We start from the raw sequence: 22,932 nt of genomic DNA, 5'->3' as shown, positions 1-22,932 counted from the left end.
CTAAAAATTAATAAGGGGATTATCTATCAGTTATTAGACAGCTGATAGATAACCCCCTTTATTTTATAAACTAGTGGATACTAGTGATTCATTCATTACAGGTTGGGAAGGCTTGCGGAACATTATGTAATAAAGGGCTGCGGCGCTGACATAGAGCGCTCCTGTTATGCTGAAGGTAACTGCGTAACCCCAATAATAACCGTATGTAGTAACTAAGTAAGATTGAATTGATCCCATGAAAGCCCAACCCATCATGAACGCAGTTTGGGTGACGGAATTTGCTATTCCACGTTTGGAATCAGATACCCTTTCAATGAGAACAGTGGATTGAATAGGATTAGCTGCATTCATTAATGCTTGCCTAAATAGGAAACTTACTGCGGCGATCGCAAACAAATTCGTAAAACCAGTTAATATGAGGAATGGAAGAGAAAGTACCTGGAAACATACCACGGCTTTTACGGAACCAACCCTAGCGGCTAAAGAAGGGCCGATGAGCATGGATATGATCGTCATGATTTGCCCAAGTGAGATAAGGATGCCTACAGCACTTAGGGATACAGAGAAACGGTTAGTGAAATATAAGTTTAAGTAGGGAACAACTAGTCCAGAGCCAATACCGATGATCAATTGAACAAGTGCGAACTGAGCGATCTTTATATAATCCGATTTTGAATTTCTAGTGGGACAAGAAACCTGTCTCCCTGTCCTAGCGGTAGAGATTTTTGGCTGCGTCGATACAACCTTATGTGGCATTTCCCTGATGAAAAGTAATGGAATGAAAGCAGCTAACGTAGCGATTCCACCAGCTGCCAGAACGATTTGCAAACTATAAATACGACTTATACCGAATGTTTGTAATAGATCGGCTAACATGCCACCTCCCATACTACCAAAGACTTGTGATGCAAGTACGATAGAAGAGAAATAACTGAAAATACGTAGTCTCTGATGATCAGGAATACTCTCAGCTAGGAATGGAATAGCCAGCACTTGAAATATGGCAGCAAACAGACCAGAGCAGACGGCAAGGGATAATAGACTAAACTCCGATGCAAAAAAGGATCGACCCACAAAAGCTAAACCACTAAACAGAGCTCCTATAATTAGTAATCGTTTACGGCTAGTCCGATCCCCTAGAAGTCCGACAGGAATGAACATAAGGGCCGTGGCTAATGATTGAATACCTACCACTCTACCGTTCATAGCATCTCCATAGCCTAGACCTTGGATGTAGAGATTATATAATACGGAGAACATACCGCCTCCGATTTGAAATAACATATTTGCTAGAAAGAATAATTTAATATTTAAGGATAAATGATCCCATCCCGTTTTTAATTTATGTATGTATCGCATGATGAATTAATAATCCCCCTAATTTTTACTAGCCAACTTTACCATTCTAGCAGTTTTGGAGAGACATAGGAGTAATCTTTTTTATAAAGGGGAGTAGAGGAAAGTAAAGAAGACAAAAAACATTGAAGGTTAGTGAAAATTGAAATAATATGGGAAATACGTATGGGCTGACCTATTAACGAATTGAACTGGGGGAAGTGGATTTAGTGAGCGATTATTGGAGTAGGAGATTCAAGGTAGAAGGGATGATCTGGGGTAAAGAACCGAGTCCAACAGTGCTTCATTCCCGTAATATTTTTAAAAAATATGGTGTGCATAAGGTTCTTGTTCCAGGAGGGGGTTATGGTCGGAACTCCAAAGCCCTTTCTTCCCACTTTCAAGTCGATGTGATAGAGTTGTCACCAGATGCTATTGCAATAGCAAGAGAGTGGGATCCTGCATCGCAATATATCGAAGGATCAGCCCTAGAAATGAATTTGGACAAGACCTATGAAGGAATCTATTGTTATGACTTACTTCATTTATTTTTATGTCGTGATCGACACCGTTTGATACAATGTTGTGCTCAGCAGCTGAGTACGGATGGTGTAATGTACTTTACTTGTTTTTCTGACGAAGATCCCAATAACGGTATCGGTAAGAACCTTGAACCTGGTACCTATGAATATAAGGAGGGGAAATACGCACATTTCTTCTCTGAAGCGGATTTAAGGGAACATTTCCATGGTTATCCTATATTAGAGATGGGGACGATAGAGGAAGTATTAATCAAACAAAACCATGATCCGTATTCATATTTGTTAAGATATATTGTAGTGCAGAATAATAATAGCAAATTATTAAATTGAAATGAGTGATCGTCATGAAGTTAGAAAAAGGGATGAAAGTTTATTTAGTTATATCAGTGGTGTTTCTGGCCTATGCCATAGGATTTGCGGTTTATTTCAAGAGTCAATCCGATGAGATTCCCATGTGGTTTTTAGGGTCACTGTTATTGGCACCATTATTGGTATTCTTCCGTGGCATATGGAGTTTTATCAAGCAATGGAACCAACCACGTTCATAAGCATGATTCGATTCGTAAAGTGGAATGGTAATACTTCATAGAATCATAAGTGCGATATGGAGGTTAGAACATGAGATATGCTTTGCGGGTTTGCTTGCTAGTTATACTTAGTGTTGGACTTATGGTTGGGTGTTCGTCCCAGAACAATCCATCTGGAATGGTGAAACCAACTCCTTCCAACAGCCAAGATCCACAGGGAGGAGAAGTCACAGAGCCTACACCTACGGAGCCCAGCGAGTTAACAGACCCCATTAAGGAACAGCTTAAGACTCTCAGCACTGCCGAGAAGGTAGGACAACTCGTCTTAGTAGGTATGGAAGGGACGAAGCCTGATTCATCTGCTCTAGAGTTGATCGAGACTTATCAGGTGGGAGGTTTTATCTTTTACAAGGATAATATAAAAGACAGTGCTTCAGCGCTCTCCCTGTTTAATGAGTTAAAGCTGGCAAATGTTAATGCTGATCATTCAATTCCATTGTTTATGAGTGTGGATGAGGAAGGTGGACGGGTTACCCGGATGCCCAAAGAATTTACTAAGGTGCCAACAGCCGCAAAGATCGGGGAAGCAGGTAGTACAGAATTGGCAAATGGTATAGGTCAAGCGATAGGTACACAGTTGTCCGGCTTTGGCCTAAATATGGACTTTGCCCCTGTACTAGACGTGAATAGTAACCCAGACAATCCGGTTATAGGTGATCGCTCATATGGGGATACGGCGGAGATTGTTAGTGAAATGGGGATTGCGGCGATGAAGGGACTTGACTCGCAGGGTGTTGTGCCGGTTGTTAAGCATTTTCCCGGACACGGGGATACCTCGGTGGATTCTCACCTTGGATTACCAGTAGTGAATCATGGGATAGACCGATTAAGGAATCTAGAGTTGCGCCCATTTAAGGATGCTATTGCTGAAGGGGTCGACGTCGTCATGATTGCTCATTTGTTGATGCCTAAGCTGGATCCTGATCATCCAGCCTCTTTCTCGAAGATTGTTATTAACGATCTGTTAAGAGAGGAGCTTGGATTTGAGGGTGTGGTTATTTCCGATGATATGACCATGGGTGCGATTGCAGAGCATTATGAAATTGGAGAGGTCGCGGTACAATTCATACAGGCTGGTGGAAATATCGTCCTCATTGGTCATGACTATGAGAAAGAACGAGCAGTAATCAATGCTTTGACTGAAGCAGTGGAACAGGGAACGATATCAGAAGACATGCTTGATGAACGGGTATATGCTATTTTGAAACTGAAACAAAAATATCAACTAAGCGATGAGCCAGCCAAAGGACCAGATGTTAAGGAAATTAACGCTGAGCTTAGCCGTTTATTGAAGGATTATGGATTGAAGTAAGGGAAGCAACTCTAATCACCTTGTACAGAAGGGCTCGGGTGAAATTGATAGGTATCCAGATTTATTCGGCCCCCTTCCATCACTTCGACGCCTTCTGCCTCTAGAAACATTCTCTGCATAAATCTCGACTCATCATCCGAAATGGCGATTTCCCCAGCTTTATTAAGCACTCTATGCCAAGGGAGAGCGTATTTACTGCTCATAGAATGTAGGATTCGAACTACTTGTCTCGCGGCACGTGGGCTTCCTGCTTCTCTTGCGACTCCGCCGTAAGTCATGACTTTCCCTTCGGGAATCGCAGCTATAACTTCGATGACTTTTGCAGTGAATGGTTGCATGGTCTGAACTCCTATCTTTTTTTTATAAAGAAATAAATGAGGTGGTACTATGGATACTATTTTACATTCGGATCGGCTAGTATTGAAAGTCCTTGATGAGTCCCATGTAGAAGCTGTATTGAATTTTGTGCAACGCAACAGATCTTATCATGAGCCATGGGGGCCCCTTAGAGATCCAGATTACTACACAATTCAGGATCAGCGAAATGGTGCTTCATTAAGAATTGCGGAGAAGCTAGGATTTTACCATGAAGGATTGGCCCCTAAATATTTAAAAATTAATGGAGTCTGGGAAGATCATATCCATATGGTCTTAAGGAATGAATCCATGGAATGAGTTGGACGCAAGTAACTAACCCCCTCTTTCAATCGTATATAAGCTAACTAGTGAGAGATATACACTCTCGAGAGAAACTGCAGATGGGGAGGACATGCGAGTGAATAAACTGAAAGAACTGGGGTATCCCGTTAAAATATACCTATATATCGTCCTATTTATAGCAACTGTGATCGGCATGAAGTTTGTAACAGAGATCAAGCTTCCGAATGGGGGGAGATCTCCCTATCTATTTCTGATCTGGAATACATTTCTAGCCTGGATTCCGGTAGGACTTGTCATTGTACTTGATGCGGTTAGCTTATTAAAGAATAAACTCTCACGAAGATTGTTGTATCTGGTGTTTGGATTGGTGTGGTTGTTCTTTTATCCTAACGCGGCTTATATGATTACAGATCTATTACATCCTTTTGCTAGATATCCGGTAAGTGGCTATCGATTCTGGCAGGATATGCCCTTCTGGGATCATCTGTTTACGGTACTTTTTGTTGCTTTGCTTGGTCTGGCGCTAGGCAATGTATCATTAGCATCGGTTCACCACTTGGTTCGCAAAAGTTATGGCTCCGTGGTTGGTTGGGTTTTTGCTGTTGTCATTCTAGCCCTCAGTAGCTTCGGAGTATATCTAGGTCGCTTTAACCGCTGGAATAGCTGGGATATTATGAAGAGACCGGGATATGTTCTGCGGGATATGTTTGATTATTTTACGGATATGGAAAATCTAAAACATACATTGGATTTTTGTAAATGGATTTTCATCATCACTCTCTTTAGTTATGTGATCCTTTATTTATTTGGAATGATAAGAAATCATTCTGTTCATCCAAATAATGCGAGTTCAAAAAGTCAGCTTTTCAGCACCGAGAAGGTTGAATGAAGCTAGGGATTGAGGAGCGGAGCTACACGTTTTCTGAGAAAACGACTTCGTTAGCATATGCTTGGTAAACCTACGTGAGCACCTGAAATGTTTCCATAGGAAACATTTTACGTAAGCATATGCTGGTTCCGGCTGAACTCAAGATTCGATGTCGATTTCCCCCAGGGTATACTTCGTGATCAAAAGATGACTTTTTGAACAACTTCTAATAAGGAGAGAGAATCTGAGGTGGAGTAATGACTAACATTAAGCAGCAACTATTGGATCAGTTTCCGATTTTGGAGAGTCCACGGTTAATTATGCGGCAAATATCAGCAGATGATACTATGGAGATGTTTCGTTGTATTACCGATCCACTAGTTCAACGTCATACGTCATTTCAGCCAGAAACACTACGCTTCCCTGCCCGAATGTATCGTTATTTCGAAGAATCCTACCGGACACTTCGAGATCTACATTTTGCGGTTGTGCAAAAACGGAATCAGGAGCAAGAGGAACAATGGGTGGGCATCTGTTCACTTCAGTACTGGGATGAAGCAATAGGCAAAGCCAGACTAGGGTATTTGTTCTCTCCGTCAAGCTGGAATCAAGGATTCGCTACTGAAGCGGTAAAATCCCTTTTGTCTTTCGGCTTCGAGACGATGCGACTTACCGTCATTGAAGCCAGATGTGAAAGAGATAATCCAGCTTCAGAAAGAGTATTACAGAAGTCAGGGATGTCCTATTGCGGAAATATCTCAGAGTACAGAAATGATGCAGGCAATGAGCGGCATAACCTCTTAAAGATCTACTCGATAAGTTCATTTCTGGACAAGGAGCATAGAGGAGCTCATTTGTTACACAAATGAAATATAACTGTGATTCAATCCTAATACTAAGGGGTTACACTTACTACATGACCCCCTTTTGAATATATTTGTTTTAGGAATCCGGCGGAATATCGTGCGGGTTCCCTTTTTTTTGTGGAGTATAACTTTGAGATCAGGAGGGTTGAACTTATATACCGCTTATTTCAGCGGAACAACCACCTTTTGCTTGTTCTTGTAATATACCCATTCTTTAAATCCAATTTCCAGCAATTTGTTTGCGACGGCATCTAAATCTTCGGCTACACGTTCAGGTTTATGTGCATCTGAACCAAAGGTCACGTTAACCCCGAAATACAGCGCACGTTCCAAAATCTCATCGGATGGATACCAACCACCACTGAGTTTTGTCTTTCCTGAAGTATTAATTTCAATTGCTATGCCACTTTCTGCAATAACCTCCAATGTCTCGTCAATGGCTTTGGCAGCAGGGATATCCGAGAAGGGCGGATAATTACCTTTCATCGCGTCGATATGTCCAAGAATTTGAAACATCCCACTGCGGGCAGAATCGCGGATCAAAGCGTAATAAGCTTCTTTTACGGCGATATGTTCCTTCTGGCTAAGCCCCTTCCAACGATTTTTATTGAAGATACTGACATTTCCCACACTGTGAACAGAACCGATTATATAATCGAACGGATATTGAGCCAAAATGTGCCGATACGTCTCCGCATGTTCAGGAAAAAAATCACTCTCGATACCTAGTAATACATCGATGGTGCCTTCATATTTCTGTTTGAGTCTTAGAACTTCTTCAACATAATTTGAAAACTCCTGTTTTGCCATGGCAATCTTGGGAAAAGGCTGCTCTTCCTCACTACCAAAGTAAGGGGTATGGTCGCTGATGCCGATGACTGACAAACCTGCGGCAATTCCGGCTTCAATATAATCGCTGATATTTCCATCCGCATGACCGCAGCGGAAATGGTGAGTGTGAAGATCAAATTTCATGATGTTACTCCCTTCTTAGTATGGTTATTCAGAGCTGATAAAGTTAGTTTCAGGCATTCCTTTCAAGTCACAGAGGAATTGCTGCATAGCAGAGTTGACGTATCGACTTGATTTATAGATTACCCCAACAGGATGGGTAACTTCTAGTTCAGGAATCGTAACGACTTTTAATGAGCCTTGGCGAAGTTCACGCAAGATGGACTGTCTGGAAATGACCGCAGCCCCCAAGTTAATCTCGACCATCCGCTTCACCTCTTCACTACTGGATAGTTCCATCACAATGTGAGGTTCAATTTGGTGTTTCTTGAAAATGTCATCGATGAAGCGCCGACCGACCGTGTCAGGTGAGAGCATGATAAGAGGAACATCTCTTAACGAGTCCAATGTAGGCATTTTGACTCCAGCTAAGGGATGTTGTGGTGACACAACCAGTTCAAAAATGTCGTAATATAGCACTGTAGACAAGACCTGTGGATTGTTCTCGATTAAATAACCAATACCGATATCGACTAGACCTTGTTCCACATTCTGATAAATGAGTGAGGATGGCATGGATTGGATCGTCGTTTTGATTAGCGGAAACTGATCTTGGAAGTAGGAAAGGATCCGCGGTAGTATTTGAATGGCAATCGAGGTTGTTGTACCTAATACAATATGCCCTTGTGGAGTGTGTTCCATATCGGACAGCTTTTGCTTAAGCTCCTCTGTGATATCAAGGATCCGCTCGGCCCTTTCCAGAAACACTTGACCTCGATCTGTTAGAGTTACAGGTTGATTTCGGTCGATAAGTACGGTGTTAAATTCATCCTCCAAGCTCTTGATCTGCGCAGAGACGGCAGGTTGGGTAAGATTCAATAATTCCCCGGCTTTACGGAAGCTTTTTGTTTTAGAAATAGTGATTAGTGTTTCCAGTTGACTAATATTCACCTGAATCCCTCCTTTCAACTATGGTCCCATCTGTTTCTGAACTTTAAATACTAATTATTTCATTAATTATAGGTGATTCAACTTGTTAAACGCAATGATACGGAACTTTTTACGGGATGTTTGTCAGATTGATCGTTATGTGTTTTGTGAATTAGCCTTACGAATTTCCTACGTATTCATGGGATGAATGGTTATGTAAGAGCATAGTCAACGAGCAGTGAAATAGAGTTTACATTGAGAAAATCTTCTGAATACACTGTTAACATAAAATTAGAATAAATATAATAATTGGAGGTTGGACATGCCATACGTAGAGCGCCAAAGAACGTGGACAAAGAAATTAACGATATTGCTAATGATCGTTCTCATGGTAAATCTATTTGCTAATTTTGGGGGACTTAATAGCAATATAGCTAATGCAGCTGAATCGAATCATGTTGTCATCAGTAAAATATTTGGAGGTGGCAGTGAGCATGGAAATGCTGACTACCCATATGATTTTATCGAATTATATAATCCGACGAATGAAGCAGTAGATTTAACAAATTGGTCGGTGCAATATGCTGATAGCTCAAGCGCTTCGGACAGCAGTTCATGGCAGGTTACTGCCCTGACAGGTATGATTCCTGCTAAGGGATTTTACTTCATTCAAGAGGCAGGAAATTCAACGCTATATGATGCAAATTTACCTTTGCCAGATGCGGTAGGAACTATTCATTTGGGGAACCAAGATGGTAAAGTGGCGTTGGTATCTGATTTGGAGAAATTAACGATGGAGAATCCAACAAATCCAGTGTCCTCTTCACTTGTGGATTTTGTTGGATATGGAACGGCACAAAGCTATTATGGTTCAGGCCCAGCTCCTTCGCTCTCAGCTAATTCAGGAATCATACGTTATGCATTAGATGAGGATAGCCAGGATAATCGTGTTGATTTTGGACAAGTTGATTCTTCGAGCTTGTCGGCAATGATGAACACGCTAAATGATACATACAATTCTCAGGAGGCACTTGAAGAGACTCCTGAAGAGACGATTGAAGGTCCTGTTGATCTTAGCGTGAACAGCCCCATTGTCATTAGTAAGGTGTTTGGTGGTGGGAGCCAGAACGAAAATGCGCTCTATAAATATGATTTCATAGAGTTATACAATCCGACGGATACAGCAGTAGATTTGAGTAACTGGTCTGTTCAATATGCAGTAAGCACAAGTAAAAAAGACGCTAATTCTTGGGAGGTAACTCCGTTAAGTGGAACAATTCCAGCGCGAGGATATTATTTAATCCAAGAGGCTGGGGATGCGACGTCGAAAGTACCAGAATTACCGTCGCCGAATGTTATAGGAGCAATCAACCTGGACAATAAAGATGGAAAAGTAGCGTTGGTATCGGATTCAGCACCATTAACTGTTGTGAATCCATCGATCACTCCAGTAGTCTCTTCACTTGTTGACTTTGTCGGATATGGAGCTGCACAAAGCTATCAAGGTTCAGGAGCTACCCAAGCACCTTCAGCACAGAAGGTCATCGTACGTAAGGCCCAGGATCCTAACAATCAAGCCCATGGAATCAGTGCGATTGGAGAGGAGTCAGAATTATACGGTAATGGTTGGAATAGTCATGATAACAGTGCTGATTTTGATATTGGGCAACTCGGAAATTTTTCACCCTACAACACAAGCTCTTTAATCCCGCTATCCGTCAAAGTAGACAGTGCGAATAACACGATCAAAATGGATTCTCTGCGGGAAATCAGCGTTTCGGATAACCAGTTTACAGTGATTATGAACACAGGTGCTATAAAAGATGGAGATTTGAATGTTGCTGATTACGACGTGAATGGTCTACCTGCAGGTCTAACAGTTTCACGTGCAGTCAGTGACTCCGTTCATAAGAAAATTATGTTTACCATTAGTGGTACAGCAATTGCAGATGTTACTGAGGATGTTAATCTGAGCGTTGTTATTAAAAAGTCCGCTAGTACAGTTGGAGCGTATGATGATTCTAGAACTGTGGGCGGCATTAAGCTACTGAATAATGTACCTAAAGTTAAGGGGGAAGTCGTTTCCAATAAGCTAAGCATGACTGAACCTACAAAGGCAAGCGGATCGTTCTCTATCCATGTAACCACAGGAACGGTGAAAGATGGTCCTTTGGAAGTTACTGATTATGCAATAACAGGTTTGCCAAACGGATTATCTGTTCAAGTATCTGGAGACACGGTAACAAACACAGTTACTTTTACAATAAGTGGAATAAGCCTCTCAGCAGTGACGGAGGCGCTTCCTCTAACCGTTACTTTGAAGGCTTCCGCTGTTGTCTCAGGGGCCTCGCTAGACTCCGATCCGATTACAGGTGTAACATTAGATCGGTATAAGACTCCAGTTCAGTCGGATGCAGCGCGTAAAGCAACCCTGACGCAGCGAATTAAGGAAGCCAACTCGTACTATAATGATCCAGTTACCAAGAACTATAAGTACGGTACGGATGGGATGGCAGCTACGGGAGCCGCATTTTACCGTGGAGCTCCTTATCTGTTGTATCAGGATTTGGGTGAAGTTATTCCTCTTCCGGATAATTGGAAGAATCTAACCAATGTTAAGACATGGATTGAAGGCGACGCGCATGTTGCGAATGTTGGCTTTTACGACGATAAGTTTGGAAATATAATTTTTGATTTAAATGACTTCGATGGGGCGTATATTGCGCCGTTCTATCTGGATTTGCTGCGGATGACTTCGAGTTTGTATTTAACTCGTGACGCAGACCCAGATATGCTGAAGAACGTTTCGGATGCAGAAATTCGAAATATGGCCAAAGACATGTTGAATGAATATATGTTGTCGCTTCAATCATTGGTTGGTAACAATGACAAGAATACTTCGGCAACGAAGTTAGATACGAAACATATAAGTGACGGATTCACTAAGACTGTGATGAACAAGCTGGCGAAAAAGACACAGCTGGATCAATTAATTAAATGGACTGTACCTACTGTGGATGGTAAGCATTCGACAGGTGTATTTAACGTCGCAGGCAAACCGGATAAATATCGCGAGCCGACGGCTGCAGAAAGAGCAGAAGTTGAATTGAATTGGCGACAGTATGTAGATACGTTATCACCTGATTTTGTAAGTGCGAAGCTTGCAGAGAATACTAATTATTTTGCGATAAAGGATGTTGCCGTTCGTATCTATCAAGGGCTTGGTAGCATTGGATCTCAAAGGTATAATGTACTGATTGAAGGCCCAACGGTAAGCCATGATGATGATCTCATTTTGGATGTTAAACAATCATTTAAGCCAGACATGTTCGAGAATCCGGACGGGGCACAAACAACTCCTTATGATAGCTTCCCTGGTGGAGATGGTGCTAGAATCAAAACGGCATACGAAAAGTTATCGCTAGATGCAGAGGACTTCCTTGGATATTTTAATAGTGATACCCGCTCCTTCTTTGTTCACAAAATATCGCCATACAAAGGGGATTACGAGGATGCATCTGGAGGTACGTTTAAAACAAAAGATAACCTCGCGGATTATGTGAGTTATATTGCCAAATCGTATGCTTATGCTCACGCGCGTTCGGCTGAATACGGTGGCGATACGTTTGAGCAGAGTGTACTAGATCAAGTTTTTAATGATAGCGATGTCTGGAATGACTTCCAAACATCACTTCTCAATCTTGGCGAGGATTACTACCGTCAGGTCAAGTCTGATTATGAACTAATGAAGTCGGATCTAATTAACGGTAGATTAATTGATGTGGCAAGCTTGAATGGATTAACATTAGACGCAGGTAAGTTATCCCCTGAGTTTGATGAGAACAAGCTTAGCTACACTGCATCGGTAAGCAGTGACGTGTCATCTATTCATGTGACAGCATCGTCACTCGACAGTAAAGCGACAATCAAGATTAAGGGGATAACCTACACAAATGGTTCATCTAAATCAATTGCCCTTTCTACTGGGGTAAACGTAATCGACTTCGTCGTGACAGCTCAAGATGGAACAACAACCAAAACGTATACTGTTGCAGTTACAAGACAAGCTGTAGGTGGCGGTGACAATAATAATAATAATAATAATAATGGAAACACTGGAAGCAACGGCAATACAGGTAATGGCAGCGGTAGTTCAACAACAACACCAACGGTTAACACCGTTACTGCAACTGATGGTAAATTAACGCTCCTCCAAGGTCAATCAGGCGTAGTTTCTTTGGGAAGTGATATTGTGATCTCAATTCCGGCGGGTGCTTCTCTCGAAGAATTGAAACTATCTATTACCAGAGTATTAAATACCGATGGCCTATTAACGAACAAAGAGATTCTGGCCAGCCCTGTATTTGAGATGCTGAAAAACTTCAAACAGAACTTCAATAAACCGGTAACATTGACCTTTGTATTTGATCCGGCTCACTTGAAGAGCGATCGAACGGTGGCTGTCTTCTATTATGATGAAGTGAAGAAAGCATGGATGAAAGTCGAAGGCAGTAAGATAAACGGGAATCGAATTTCCGTGGATGTCAATCATTTCACGAAGTATGCGGTACTCATTGTAGACAAAGCTTCGGGTTTACCGGTAACTGAACAATCAACAGACATCGTACCGGAAGTTAGCTTTAGCGATATTGCGGGACACTGGGCTGAAGCAACGATTCGACAATCGGTTAGCAGTGGAATTGTTCAAGGCTATCTTGATGGTACATTTAAGCCAGGTAACGCGGTGACTCGTGCGGAATTCGTGGTGATGCTGATGAATGTACTACAGCCACAAGGAGCAGGCACTGAGCTGTCTTTCACGGATTCTACTAAGATCGGAGCCTGGGCACAGAAAGCAATTGCACAAGCCGTACAGACAGGAATTATTAAAGGTTATGGGGACGGATCCTTCCGTCCGAATGCGGTAATAACACGTTCTGAGATGGCAACGATGATCGCTAATGCACTTGAGCTTCCTACCGAATCTAATATCCCTACGTCCTTTAAGGATGACCCAAACATTCCATTATGGGCAAAAGGTGCCGTGGAATCATTGAAGAAACTCGGTCTAATAGAAGGTACAGGAACAAACGAATTTCATCCGAGTACCCAAACAACAAGAGCAGAAGCTGTAACCGTCTTATTAAACATGTTGGAGAATATGAGTAATTAGTACGTAAAGTATGTATAAAAATAAGGGTTCTTCTGAGGGCGGTTTGACAAGCTACTCCAGGATAACCCTTATTTTGCATACGCTAGGGATGAGCACTTCCAAAGACTGAGGCTAATCACCTGATATATTAAATAATGACTTATTAATAGGAATAAAGTATAATGTGTTTTAGCCAAAAGATGGGACTTTTGTATTAAAAATTTTACTTCCTAGTGTAAAGGAGAGCGAAATTGTGAAAGCAGAAGTAATTAATCCTTTTCTTGAATCCGCTCGTTCTGTTATTGAACAGGTTATACAAATATCCCCTTCAATTGGGAGTCTCGGGGTTAAAGATATTATTCCGGGACAAGATCATATATGGATACAAATCGGAATGTCAGGTCATTTTACCGGCATGGTAGTGTTTGAGATACATGAGAAGGTTGCTTTACGCATTGTATCTGCCATGATGGGTGGATTTGTGCTGACAGAAATGGATGAGATGGGACAAAGTGCTATTTCGGAGCTCAGCAATATGATCAGTGGTAACGCAAGTACAATTCTTTCGAGTCAAGGCTTTGTAGTGGATATTACACCACCGCAGATTAAGATTGCATCGATGGAACACTCACCAGGTAAGGCGCTCTGTATCCCTCTAATGATGGAAGGTATTGGGGAACTAGACATCCAGGTCATGATCTCCTAAAATGAGAATGATTAGGAGGGACTGTGATTATGTCATTGAACGGACAAGTTATTGTTGTTACGGGTGCTTCTAGCGGGATTGGTGCTCTGACAGCTCAGATGCTATCGGAACGCGGAGCAATCGTGGTACTGGCTGCTCGGTCAGTTGATAAGCTAGAGACTATTGGTTCAGGAATGCACGGACCCTATAAGGTAATTGAACTGGATGTAGGGAATGATAACTCGGTGGAGGTCGGATTCAACCAAATTTATTTGGAGTTTGGACGGATTGATTGCCTTCTGAATAATGCCGGTTACGGGAAATTTGAATATTGTGATGACATGCCACTGCATGAATTCTCAGATATGATGAACGTGAATTACTTAGGTATGGTTCGATGCACCAAAGCGGTGCTTCCATATATGAAGAAGGCGCGTTCGGGCCGGATCGTTAATGTTGCTTCGATAGCGGGGAAGATCGGAACGTCCAAATCAACGGCTTATACAGCGACAAAGCATGCGGTGTTAGGTTTTAGCAGTGCACTTCGCCAAGAGGTGCGGGCTGATGGAATTACGGTGTCTACGATAAACCCTGGACCGATTGATACGCCATTCTTCACTGTGGCAGATCCTGAAGGTCATTACGTCAAAAATGTGAAATGGTTCATGATGAAGCCTGAACGGGTGGCTAAAGCCATGGTATCAGCACTTGATAAAGGAACGACGGAGATTAATCTGCCCTGGATCGCTGGGGTAGGCGCTAAGTTGTATCAGTTATTTCCGCGTCTGGCCGATCGTTTAAGCTATCGCATGTTGAATAAGAAATAACCCGCCATGAAGGCGGGTTATTTTCTTATTTACATACAGTTAGGCGCGGCATTGACCATTGGCATTTTTATAATCTACTGGACATATACCTACTCGGCTTTTGAATAGGCGACTGAAATAATATTGATTCGTATAACCTACTTTGATCGCCAAATCGCCGATTTTGATATTTTGCATAGAATCATCTAATATTTCCTTTGCTTTTGAGATGCGGAGCTCTGTCAAGTACTCTAAAAAAGATGCCCCAACCTCTTGTTTCATTCGTTTACTTAAATAATTTGAATTCATGTGAAATAATTCTGCGACATTAGGTACAGCCAGTTCAGGATCAGTGTAATTTTGATTGATATAATCTATTACCTTATCCATAATTGGCGAGAGATTAGAGGGTTCTGAAAAAAATTCTAATGTTATATCCTTCTCGACCTTTGTAACTAAGTCCGGATAAAGTTTACTTAAGTGGTCGTTTAGCTTTGCCAGCATTCGGTTCAGATCGCTCTTGGGTACCGGCTTCAGTAAGTAATCATAAGCATGCAATTGCAATGCTCTTCGTGCATATTCAAAATGATCATATCCACTGATGATCACTACGACCAATTCCGGATATCGCCTCATGACAAGCTGGATTAGATCAAGACCATTCAAACCGGGCATGTTAATATCTGCTAATAAAATATGTGGTGTAGTTTGCTCGATTAGTGACAGTGCTTCAGTAGCGTTCCTTGCTTCTCCAGATGCTTCAAAAGGTAGCCGACTCTCTTGAATATATTTCCGTAAGCCTTTACGGATAATTTTCTCGTCATCCATGATTAGAACTTGCCACATGATTTCTCACCTCCAAGTGGCATATTTAATGTCATACGTGTTATCCCCTGCTCGCTGCTTATCTTTAAACCATAGAGATCGCCGTACGCTAGTCGGATACGATGGCTGACACTATAGAGACCAAAACCGATCGCTTCATTTCTGCCCTCTTTTCCATTTCGCACGGTCTCCTGAATTGACGCTAGCCGGGATTCAGGAATGTCGACTCCGTTATTCTCAACTGTGATTATCAGTTGATCCCCTTGTTCATATGCATGAATTGATATTTTACTTTTCTGGTCCGTCAGTGGCTTTATTCCGTGATAAATCGCATTTTCAACGAGTGGTTGTAAAATGAACCGAATGATTTGTTGCTGTTCCAACTGCTCATCATAGCGCAGTTCGTACTCCAGAATATCTTCATATCGAACACACTGGATGTTTAAATAGCTCTCGACATGCTGAAATTCTTGCTCCAGTGTTGCAAATTGGCTGCCACTGCCAAGCCCTAGGCGGAAGTAGGTACTAAGGGATTCCACAATGTCTACCACATCGTTTGCCTCATGGCTTGCAGCCATCCATTGAATCGTATCCAGTGTATTGTACAGAAAATGGGGTTTAATCTGTTCGTGAATCATCTGTAGTTCCATTTCCTTCTTCTCTTGTTCGGATTCATATAGATTAATGAGCATTTGATTGAAGCTACGCCCTAACTCTCCAATTTCATCTCGTCGCTGATTGTTGGAACGAACGCTCCAATCGCCGCTTTCCACTTGTCTCATCAATTGACTTAACATTTGTATTGGCTTCACGATGGATGAGCCCAGTAGTTTGACGAGAATCAAGAAGAAGATACCAACGACGCTCCCGACCATAAGGGCGGACCATTGGGTCTTTCTCATACCCTGGGAAAGTTGAGCTTTCGGCACTTGGAAGTTGAGTTTCCAGCCTGGAACTCCATCGATTGAAGCTGTAAAGGTTGACATGTTAGTTCTAGAGTCCTCAGAGTCTGGAGTCTTGGAATTTACTATAAGCGATCCTTTGCCGTCATAGACTAAGATTTCTTGGGCGATTTCTTTCATTTTACCGATGGGTACAGCGGCGGCAATGTAGGCTACATCCTCATTTGCAAGTGGTTCAACACGGTATAGAATAACGACAATCTCTGCTTCATTTGCATGGGAAACGATAACATTACTAACAACATAGGGAGCTTTGGACGAAATAAGCTCTTTATAATAGTCTCGCTCTAATATAGAGAAAGACTTGCCATCGGATGCCCAAGAGTCTCCATTTAGATCAACGATCCGAATAGACTCATAGTCCTGACTGCGTCTTTGTTCTAGCTTACGACTTTCGACTAGCAGATCATCCCGAGTCCAGTGATGATCTGCCGCTAGTTTGGCAAGCATTTCTATTTCTCCGGTTCTTTGTTGAAACCAATAAGATATTTGTTCGCTTCGGGCATTGACGATTTGTTGTGTCAGAGATTCATTGAGTGGAACAACCGTTCTCTCCATCTCTAAGTAAATGGCACCTGATAATGTGAAAAATAGTAAGAGAAAACAACCTCCAGCATAAAACGTGATTTTACGTTGTATAGAGTTCATATCTTTATTACACCATGTTGTACTTCATCTTCAAATGATAACGATCACTTGTCCAAAATGTATAAATAAAAACTGAAATGTGCAAATACTTTTGGAAATCTATCGCCTATAATACACATTGTACATTTTTTCACAATGTCAAAATTTTAGCATTCAGCATGGGGGAGGAACTATGAGAAGACACACGGGAAGAATATTATCACTTATTTTGGTGCTGACGATTGTATTTACGATGGCGGCTTGCGGTTCTAAGGAAAACTCGAAAACAGCATCCGATGGAACAACGACCGCGATTGGGGTAGGTAGTGGTAAGCACGGAGATATTAAAGTTGAGGTGACCTTGACGAATGGACAAATCACCGAAGTAAAGGTTCTGGAGCAGAAGGAAAATGAAGTTCTCGCCGAGCCTGTATATACCCAGTTGAGAGAGACTGTAATGCAGGCCAATAGCGTGGAAGTAGATGTTATTACCGGATCTAGCGTAACGAGTAAAGGGTATTTGGATGCGATCCAAGATGCAATTGTTAAATCGGGAGTTGTGTTGGCCGCTGGCAGTGCAGTAGCAGATGCCAAACAGACCGAAGAGTCAGAGCAAACATACGACGTTGTCGTTATTGGTGCGGGCGGAGCTGGATTTAGTGCTGCACTTGAGGCAGGAGAGGCAGGGAAAAGTGTAGTCATCTTAGAGAAAATGCCAACCGTTGGTGGCAATACATTGATCTCCGGTGGAGAGATGAATGCGCCTAATAACTGGGTTCAGCAGGCGCTTGGTATTACCGATGATAGCGCGGAACTATTTTATGAAGATACGATGAAAGGTGGCGACAATCTTGGTCAACCGGAAATCGTGAAGATTCTATCCGAGAAAGCACTAGGTTCAGCCGAATGGTTGCGTGACGTGGTAAAAGTAGAGTTTTTACCAGATCACCTCTTTCAGTTCGGGGGACATTCGCGCAAACGTGCACTTATTCCTGTCGGTCATACAGGAGCCGAATTGATTACTAAGCTTAAGACCAAGGCCGAAGGACTTGGAATTACGATCAAGACGAACATGAAAGCTGAGGAATTGCTCACGGATGATAGTGGTAGGGTAGTTGGAGTAGAAGCTAGTACAAATGGTCAAAAGGTGACGTTCCACGCGAATAATGGCGTGATCATAGCTAGCGGTGGATTTGGCTCTAATATCGAAATGCGTAAGCAATATAATCCTGAGCTGGATGAAAGTTATATGTCTACGGATACACCAGGGACGACCGGCGATGGAATTATCATGGCCCAAGCCATTAATGCAGATATTACGAATATGGAGAATATTCAAACTTATCCCATCTGCAATCCGATTACTGGTGTCATTTCACTCGTGGCCGACTCAAGGTTCGATGGTGCGATCCTAATCAACCAGGGGGGAACACGGTTCGTAGAGGAATTGGAACGACGTGATGTAATATCTAAAGCGATTCTGGCACAAGAAGGTGGCTACGCTTATCAATTCTGGAATCAGGAAATCGCCGACATCGGTAAGACGATTGAAGTGCATCAAGATGAGTATGAGCAATTAATAAAAGAGGGTATGCTCTATAAGGCTGACACCATTGAAGATGCGGCCAATTTCTTCAAGGTAGATGTACAGACATTGAAAGAGACGGTAAGCAAAGTTAATGAATATGCAAAGACAGGTAAGGATCTTGATTACAACCATCGTGGCGGGTTAGTGTCACTGGAAAAAGGCCCGTATTATATTCAAAAGGCGGTTCCGTCGGTCCATCATACCATGGGTGGATTGGTCATTGATACAAAGGCGCGTGTTCTTACGACTGAAGGAAAGGTTATTCCGGGACTGTACGCTGCCGGAGAAGTAACAGGCGTTGTTCATGGTGCTAACCGTCTTGGCGGAAATGCCATTTCAGATATTATTACTTTTGGCCGAATTGCAGGTCAGGAGGTAGCGAAGTAAACTTTTAGAATATTTTTTTGAGAATAGACTGGGCATGGGGAGTATCCTTTTTGCTCAGTCTATTTGTTGTCTCTTGTTATTTCGGATAATCGTTTGGTGTCGCTTGGGTTTATGACATATAATGAAAATAATGATTTCTGTGCGTGCGGTGAAAAAAAAGTAACTATGAGGAACATTTGGGCCTTCGATCGCTGTTATCCTCAGATTTCTTGATTGTATACCGCCATAGCGGATGAAATCTGAGGATAAAGGCGAACGCGTTCGCTTCTCCAGCTCCAAATTTCCTCTTCGTTACTTACTCACCGCACTTATAGAAGTGGGGCGGGAAGAAGAGATTAAGCTTGTGTACTTATTACTGACACTACGCTTCTACTAAGAAATAAAGGATGAATATAAAAAATGACTAAGATTACTTTTGCTGGACTCGGAATCAACGAGCAGCTTACCTCGAAACTGGCGGATTACGGGATTACTGATCCGTCACCTGTTCAATCGGAGAGCATACCTGCCGCATTGGAAGGTCGAGATGTACTAGCCCAGTCTCAGACGGGAACTGGGAAGACACTAGCGTATCTTCTACCTTTGTTACAGAGAATAAATCCTGAGGAGAAGACGCTGCAGGGGCTTGTACTGGCACCAACTCAGGAGCTGGCGATCCAGATCCTAAGGGAAGCAGAGAAATATGGAGAAGCATTGGGTATACAAGTCCAAGCCCTCATTGGTGGGGCAGCGATCAAACGACAGCTAGAGCGGTTAAGATCACACCCTCAATTGGTAGTTGGTACGCCGGGGAGAATCCGTGAAATTGTAGCTCTACGTAAACTGAAGCTGCACACGGTGCGTACGGTCGTAGTGGATGAAGTGGATCAGATGTTTCAGCTTGGTGGCACAGCGGAACTCGAGCATATATTACGCGGAACGCTTCGTGAACGGCAGCTTATGTTCCTGTCGGCGACGATTAATCCGGAAATTAGGGCGCTTGCTGATCGCGAGATGAAGGATCAGGTCGTAGTTGGCATTGAACCTGATCAGCGAACTTCGAAAAGTCTTGAACATGCCTATTTTATCTGCGATGAACGGGATAAAATCGATACTTTACGGCGCGTTATTCGTCACTATAATCTCGCAAGAACGATAGTATTCATTAACAGTACGGCTAATATTGCTGAAGTAGAGGCAAAAATGAATCATGTCGGTTTGAGTGCGGGAGCACTTTATGGCGATGCGGATAAAACGGCGAGAAGCCTGACACTTCAACGCTTCCGTGATGGAAAGCATAAGGTGCTCGTTGCTAGTGATGTGGCGGCACGTGGCTTGGATATCGAGGATTTGGCCTTGATCGTTAATCTGGACCCACCAATTGATGCCGAGCATTATGTACATCGATCCGGTCGAACAGGGCGGATGGGACGCAAAGGATTAGCTGTGTCGATCGTCACACCAAAGGAAGAGTTTATTATGCGTAAATTCTCCAAGGAGCTAGGTATTGAGATCACATCTTTGAGCATGTATGGCGGAAAAGTTATGGAATCGGCAAGTATATCAGGTCCTGATAAGAATTTAAGAAATATTGGCGATAAAGCAAGAGCAAGTTTACGGGGGAAAACGAATGGAACAGGTTCTGCTAGAAAGGCAGAAGGTGCTAGTACTTCAGTCGTTCGCCCTGCAGGAAAGCCAGCTAAATCGCGTACTACTCCATCTAACACTACACGTAACACAACGCCTTCTGGCCAACGCAAGAAGGATAGCATCTTAGATCGAAAGAACAAAGGGGCTCCAAAGTGGCTCAAGAATAAGCCACCTCGTGATTAATAATCAAGTTAAGGGGGAGTAAGCATTGAGTGAAACGCCCGTATTGCAAATTGAGGAGCTAAGTGGCGGCTACAGCTTGGGTCGTCCGGTACTTCATGATATTAGCTTTGAAGTGAAACCAGGAGAAATGGTTGGCCTGATTGGACTGAATGGCGCGGGAAAAAGCACAACAATGAAGCATATTCTGGGCCTAATGGCCCCACACCATGGTGGTATTCTTGTGCACGGGAGAACAAGGGATGAGAATCCGGAGGTCTATCAATCTTCACTAGCCTTTGTCCCAGAATCCCCTCTACTGTATGAGGAATTAACGGTAAGGGAACATCTTGAATTTGCAGCTCGTGCCTATGGTGTGGAACCGGAGGCTTATCTGGAGCGATCTGAGCGATTACTGAAGCTATTTCATATGGAGGAGAAGGCGGACAGCCTATCTATGCATTTATCCAAAGGAATGAAGCAGAAGGTAATGATCATGTGCGCTTTTGTCGCACGACCACCCCTCTACATTATAGATGAGCCGTTTCTTGGACTTGACCCATTAGGCATTCGTTCTTTGCTTGATTTTATGCTGGAAATGAAGGAGAGCGGATCCTCTATTCTGCTTAGCTCACATATTTTGTCGACGATAGAAAACTATTGTGATCGTTTTATCGTACTTCATCGGGGCGCTGTAATCGCTCAAGGAACACTAACCGAAATTGCGGAACAAGCGAAAACACCAGGCGCAACACTTGAGAATATTTTCTACGCCTTGGTTAAGGACGAGGGTTAACTTATGGAACTCAAGGCGCTACGTAGTCGGCGCAAAGCATCGTTCTGGAGTAAAGTACTTCCTTATTTCCCCTATGTTATGCAAAGTGGGGTTGCTGTACTACTCCTTCTGTTGTTTATCGCGTTCTCTGCTTGGTATACTTCTTTTCTTCAGGACTTGCCTCCTGGTCTACCCGTTCGCTGGATCATGTTGATTCTGATTGGACCGCTCACAGTGTATTCCGGGTTTAGAACATATGTACAACCTGCGGATCTTATCTTCCTGCTCCCGCAGGAAACGAAGATGAAGGAATATTTGGCACCTGCTTACCGAAGTGGGATCATTTATAAGTTAATCGGGCTGTATGTTATTACCCTAACACTTTGGCCACTTTATATCCGAAGCGGCACCTCCACGCAGCCTTTATGGCTGATGTTAATCGTCTTGTTAGGGCTAAAACTCTTAAGTGGATATGGTGCTTGGCAAGAGCTCCGTATTACAACGGTAAGGGCAAGAGCAGGTTATAGGTTGTTACGTTGGTGCTTCATCCTTCTGATGTTAGCAGCATGGTTGTGGCAACCCGCTTGGAAAAGTGCGCTCTTCACGGTGCTGGTTAGTGTAAATTACATCCTGTCTTTACGTTTTCCAATGAGACATGCCGTACCGTGGGAGAATCTGATCGCGGCCGAGAAAACAGGAGCTGCTCGGGTAATGTTATTGCTTGGATGGTTTGTGGATGTAGCTGCGGAAGGGCAGAAAGTTGTTAGACGCCGTCTACTTTCTAAGATTGGCAATCGGATTCCATGGGAGAAGAAAACAGCCTATCGTTTCCTGCTTATCAAAACATTAATCCGAAGTGAGTTATTGGGCATTGTAATTAGGCTTACATTACTAGGTATGGTTCTTACCGGATGGAATAGTGGCTCCTGGGTTGGGGCTGCGATTTATTTATTCTTTATTTTCTTAACGGGGACTCAGCTTACGACACTGCGCCATGTTCATAAAGATTCTCCTGCAGCTTCGTATTACCCGATCCCTGAGGGCATACGAATGGAAACTGTGCTTCGTTTGATATCACAGTTACTTCTCGGATTAAGTGTTCTGATGTGGGTACCGATGATTGTTGTTCCCGGTGGGGACCTGTTGTTAACAATAGGAACGCTTGCTGCGGGATTACTTCTGGTGTTCGCGTTGCGGGCAAATTGGTCACGTAAATGGAGTAAAGAAGAAGAGGAATAGAATCAACCAAAAAAATGGATACCGCTCCAATGCGGTATCCATTTTTG

19 protein-coding genes are annotated in these 22,932 nt (G+C 42.8%); 13 read left to right on the top strand and 6 right to left on the bottom strand.

Annotated features, from left to right (window positions below; genetic code table 11):
- Positions 1–63: 63 nt before the first annotated feature.
- Positions 64–1,359, bottom strand: coding sequence for an MFS transporter (locus tag IEW05_RS19985; protein ID WP_188541640.1), 1,296 nt, complete (start codon positions 1,357–1,359; stop codon positions 64–66).
- Positions 1,360–1,565: 206 nt separating this feature from the next.
- On the opposite strand from IEW05_RS19985, the gene IEW05_RS19980 reads away from it, so the two are divergent.
- From IEW05_RS19980 to nagZ, 3 genes are all read left to right on the top strand, one after another.
- Complete coding sequence (locus tag IEW05_RS19980; RefSeq protein WP_188541639.1) at positions 1,566–2,207, top strand: class I SAM-dependent methyltransferase; 642 nt, start codon at positions 1,566–1,568, stop codon at positions 2,205–2,207.
- A 14-nt stretch (positions 2,208–2,221) separates the two neighbouring features.
- The gene (locus IEW05_RS19975) at positions 2,222–2,425 is read left to right on the top strand and encodes a hypothetical protein (RefSeq protein WP_188541638.1); all 204 of its coding nucleotides are present in this window, start codon (positions 2,222–2,224) and stop codon (positions 2,423–2,425) included.
- A gap of 70 nt (positions 2,426–2,495) precedes the next feature.
- Positions 2,496–3,776, top strand: a complete 1,281-nt coding sequence (gene nagZ, locus IEW05_RS19970; protein WP_188541637.1) for a beta-N-acetylhexosaminidase — start codon at positions 2,496–2,498, stop codon at positions 3,774–3,776.
- Between the two features lie 11 nt (positions 3,777–3,787).
- On the opposite strand, the gene IEW05_RS19965 is transcribed toward nagZ, so the two are convergent.
- Positions 3,788–4,114, bottom strand: coding sequence for an MGMT family protein (locus tag IEW05_RS19965; protein WP_188541636.1), 327 nt, complete (start codon positions 4,112–4,114; stop codon positions 3,788–3,790).
- A gap of 49 nt (positions 4,115–4,163) precedes the next feature.
- Between IEW05_RS19965 and IEW05_RS19960 the strand changes: the two genes are divergently transcribed.
- From IEW05_RS19960 to IEW05_RS19950, 3 genes are all read left to right on the top strand, one after another.
- Positions 4,164–4,451, top strand: coding sequence for a GNAT family N-acetyltransferase (locus tag IEW05_RS19960; RefSeq protein WP_188541635.1), 288 nt, complete (start codon positions 4,164–4,166; stop codon positions 4,449–4,451).
- A 100-nt stretch (positions 4,452–4,551) separates the two neighbouring features.
- Complete coding sequence (locus IEW05_RS19955; protein ID WP_188541634.1) at positions 4,552–5,325, top strand: DUF1361 domain-containing protein; 774 nt, start codon at positions 4,552–4,554, stop codon at positions 5,323–5,325.
- Between the two features lie 236 nt (positions 5,326–5,561).
- Positions 5,562–6,173, top strand: a complete 612-nt coding sequence (locus IEW05_RS19950) for a GNAT family N-acetyltransferase (RefSeq protein ID WP_188541633.1) — start codon at positions 5,562–5,564, stop codon at positions 6,171–6,173.
- A gap of 159 nt (positions 6,174–6,332) precedes the next feature.
- On the opposite strand, the gene IEW05_RS19945 is transcribed toward IEW05_RS19950, so the two are convergent.
- Both IEW05_RS19945 and IEW05_RS19940 read right to left on the bottom strand, forming a co-directional pair.
- Positions 6,333–7,145 (bottom strand): histidinol-phosphatase, encoded by an 813-nt coding sequence (locus IEW05_RS19945; protein WP_188541632.1) that lies wholly within the window; start codon positions 7,143–7,145, stop codon positions 6,333–6,335.
- Between the two features lie 24 nt (positions 7,146–7,169).
- Positions 7,170–8,072 carry a LysR family transcriptional regulator gene (locus IEW05_RS19940; protein ID WP_188541631.1) on the bottom strand — a complete coding sequence of 301 codons (903 nt, stop codon included), beginning with the start codon at positions 8,070–8,072 and terminating at the stop codon, positions 7,170–7,172.
- A gap of 301 nt (positions 8,073–8,373) precedes the next feature.
- On the opposite strand from IEW05_RS19940, the gene IEW05_RS19935 reads away from it, so the two are divergent.
- From IEW05_RS19935 to IEW05_RS19925, 3 genes are all read left to right on the top strand, one after another.
- Positions 8,374–13,224 (top strand): DUF2252 family protein, encoded by a 4,851-nt coding sequence (locus IEW05_RS19935; protein ID WP_188541630.1) that lies wholly within the window; start codon positions 8,374–8,376, stop codon positions 13,222–13,224.
- Positions 13,225–13,456: 232 nt separating this feature from the next.
- A complete protein-coding gene (locus IEW05_RS19930; RefSeq protein WP_188541629.1) occupies positions 13,457–13,909 on the top strand; it encodes a chemotaxis protein CheX in 453 nt (150 codons plus the stop codon).
- 29 nt (positions 13,910–13,938) lie between these two features.
- Complete coding sequence (locus IEW05_RS19925) at positions 13,939–14,715, top strand: SDR family NAD(P)-dependent oxidoreductase (protein WP_188541628.1); 777 nt, start codon at positions 13,939–13,941, stop codon at positions 14,713–14,715.
- Positions 14,716–14,754: 39 nt separating this feature from the next.
- Here the strand turns inward: IEW05_RS19925 and IEW05_RS19920 are convergent, their stop codons facing one another.
- Both IEW05_RS19920 and IEW05_RS19915 read right to left on the bottom strand, forming a co-directional pair.
- Positions 14,755–15,540 (bottom strand): response regulator transcription factor, encoded by a 786-nt coding sequence (locus IEW05_RS19920; protein WP_188541627.1) that lies wholly within the window; start codon positions 15,538–15,540, stop codon positions 14,755–14,757.
- Entirely contained in the window at positions 15,525–17,129 is a 1,605-nt protein-coding gene (locus IEW05_RS19915; protein ID WP_188541626.1) for a sensor histidine kinase, read from the bottom strand. Before IEW05_RS19915 ends, IEW05_RS19920 begins: the two co-directional genes overlap by 16 nt.
- 172 nt (positions 17,130–17,301) lie before the next feature.
- Here IEW05_RS19915 and IEW05_RS19910 point away from each other — a divergent pair, with 172 nt between their 5' ends.
- The 4 genes from IEW05_RS19910 (at position 17,302) to IEW05_RS19895 (ending at position 22,885) form a co-directional block, all read left to right on the top strand.
- Positions 17,302–19,083 carry a flavocytochrome c gene (locus tag IEW05_RS19910; RefSeq protein ID WP_188541625.1) on the top strand — a complete coding sequence of 594 codons (1,782 nt, stop codon included), beginning with the start codon at positions 17,302–17,304 and terminating at the stop codon, positions 19,081–19,083.
- A gap of 399 nt (positions 19,084–19,482) precedes the next feature.
- A complete protein-coding gene (locus IEW05_RS19905; protein WP_188541624.1) occupies positions 19,483–20,895 on the top strand; it encodes a DEAD/DEAH box helicase in 1,413 nt (470 codons plus the stop codon).
- A gap of 25 nt (positions 20,896–20,920) precedes the next feature.
- Complete coding sequence (locus IEW05_RS19900) at positions 20,921–21,667, top strand: ABC transporter ATP-binding protein (RefSeq protein WP_188541623.1); 747 nt, start codon at positions 20,921–20,923, stop codon at positions 21,665–21,667.
- A 3-nt stretch (positions 21,668–21,670) separates the two neighbouring features.
- Positions 21,671–22,885, top strand: coding sequence for an ABC transporter permease (locus tag IEW05_RS19895; RefSeq protein WP_188541622.1), 1,215 nt, complete (start codon positions 21,671–21,673; stop codon positions 22,883–22,885).
- Positions 22,886–22,932 lie beyond the last annotated feature (47 nt).

This window comes from Paenibacillus segetis (genome assembly GCF_014639155.1).
GTDB classification, from domain to species: domain Bacteria; phylum Bacillota; class Bacilli; order Paenibacillales; family Paenibacillaceae; genus Fontibacillus; species Fontibacillus segetis.
This window is presented reverse-complemented; position numbering and strand designations above follow the sequence as displayed.

What these genes read in the sequence shown, in the direction of transcription:
- IEW05_RS19950 (WP_188541633.1), top strand. Translation starts at nt 5,562, where the DNA reads ATGACTAACATTAAGCAGCAACTATTGGATCAGTTTCCGATTTTGGAG.
- IEW05_RS19965 (WP_188541636.1), bottom strand. Translation starts at nt 4,114, where the DNA reads ATGCAACCATTCACTGCAAAAGTCATCGAAGTTATAGCTGCGATTCCC.
- IEW05_RS19925 (WP_188541628.1), top strand. Translation starts at nt 13,939, where the DNA reads ATGTCATTGAACGGACAAGTTATTGTTGTTACGGGTGCTTCTAGCGGG.
- IEW05_RS19910 (WP_188541625.1), top strand. Translation starts at nt 17,302, where the DNA reads ATGAGAAGACACACGGGAAGAATATTATCACTTATTTTGGTGCTGACG.
- IEW05_RS19975 (WP_188541638.1), top strand. Translation starts at nt 2,222, where the DNA reads ATGAAGTTAGAAAAAGGGATGAAAGTTTATTTAGTTATATCAGTGGTG.
- IEW05_RS19920 (WP_188541627.1), bottom strand. Translation starts at nt 15,540, where the DNA reads ATGTGGCAAGTTCTAATCATGGATGACGAGAAAATTATCCGTAAAGGC.
- IEW05_RS19915 (WP_188541626.1), bottom strand. Translation starts at nt 17,129, where the DNA reads ATGAACTCTATACAACGTAAAATCACGTTTTATGCTGGAGGTTGTTTT.
- IEW05_RS19985 (WP_188541640.1), bottom strand. Translation starts at nt 1,359, where the DNA reads ATGCGATACATACATAAATTAAAAACGGGATGGGATCATTTATCCTTA.
- IEW05_RS19945 (WP_188541632.1), bottom strand. Translation starts at nt 7,145, where the DNA reads ATGAAATTTGATCTTCACACTCACCATTTCCGCTGCGGTCATGCGGAT.
- IEW05_RS19935 (WP_188541630.1), top strand. Translation starts at nt 8,374, where the DNA reads ATGCCATACGTAGAGCGCCAAAGAACGTGGACAAAGAAATTAACGATA.
- IEW05_RS19895 (WP_188541622.1), top strand. Translation starts at nt 21,671, where the DNA reads ATGGAACTCAAGGCGCTACGTAGTCGGCGCAAAGCATCGTTCTGGAGT.
- IEW05_RS19960 (WP_188541635.1), top strand. Translation starts at nt 4,164, where the DNA reads ATGGATACTATTTTACATTCGGATCGGCTAGTATTGAAAGTCCTTGAT.
- nagZ (WP_188541637.1), top strand. Translation starts at nt 2,496, where the DNA reads ATGAGATATGCTTTGCGGGTTTGCTTGCTAGTTATACTTAGTGTTGGA.
- IEW05_RS19905 (WP_188541624.1), top strand. Translation starts at nt 19,483, where the DNA reads ATGACTAAGATTACTTTTGCTGGACTCGGAATCAACGAGCAGCTTACC.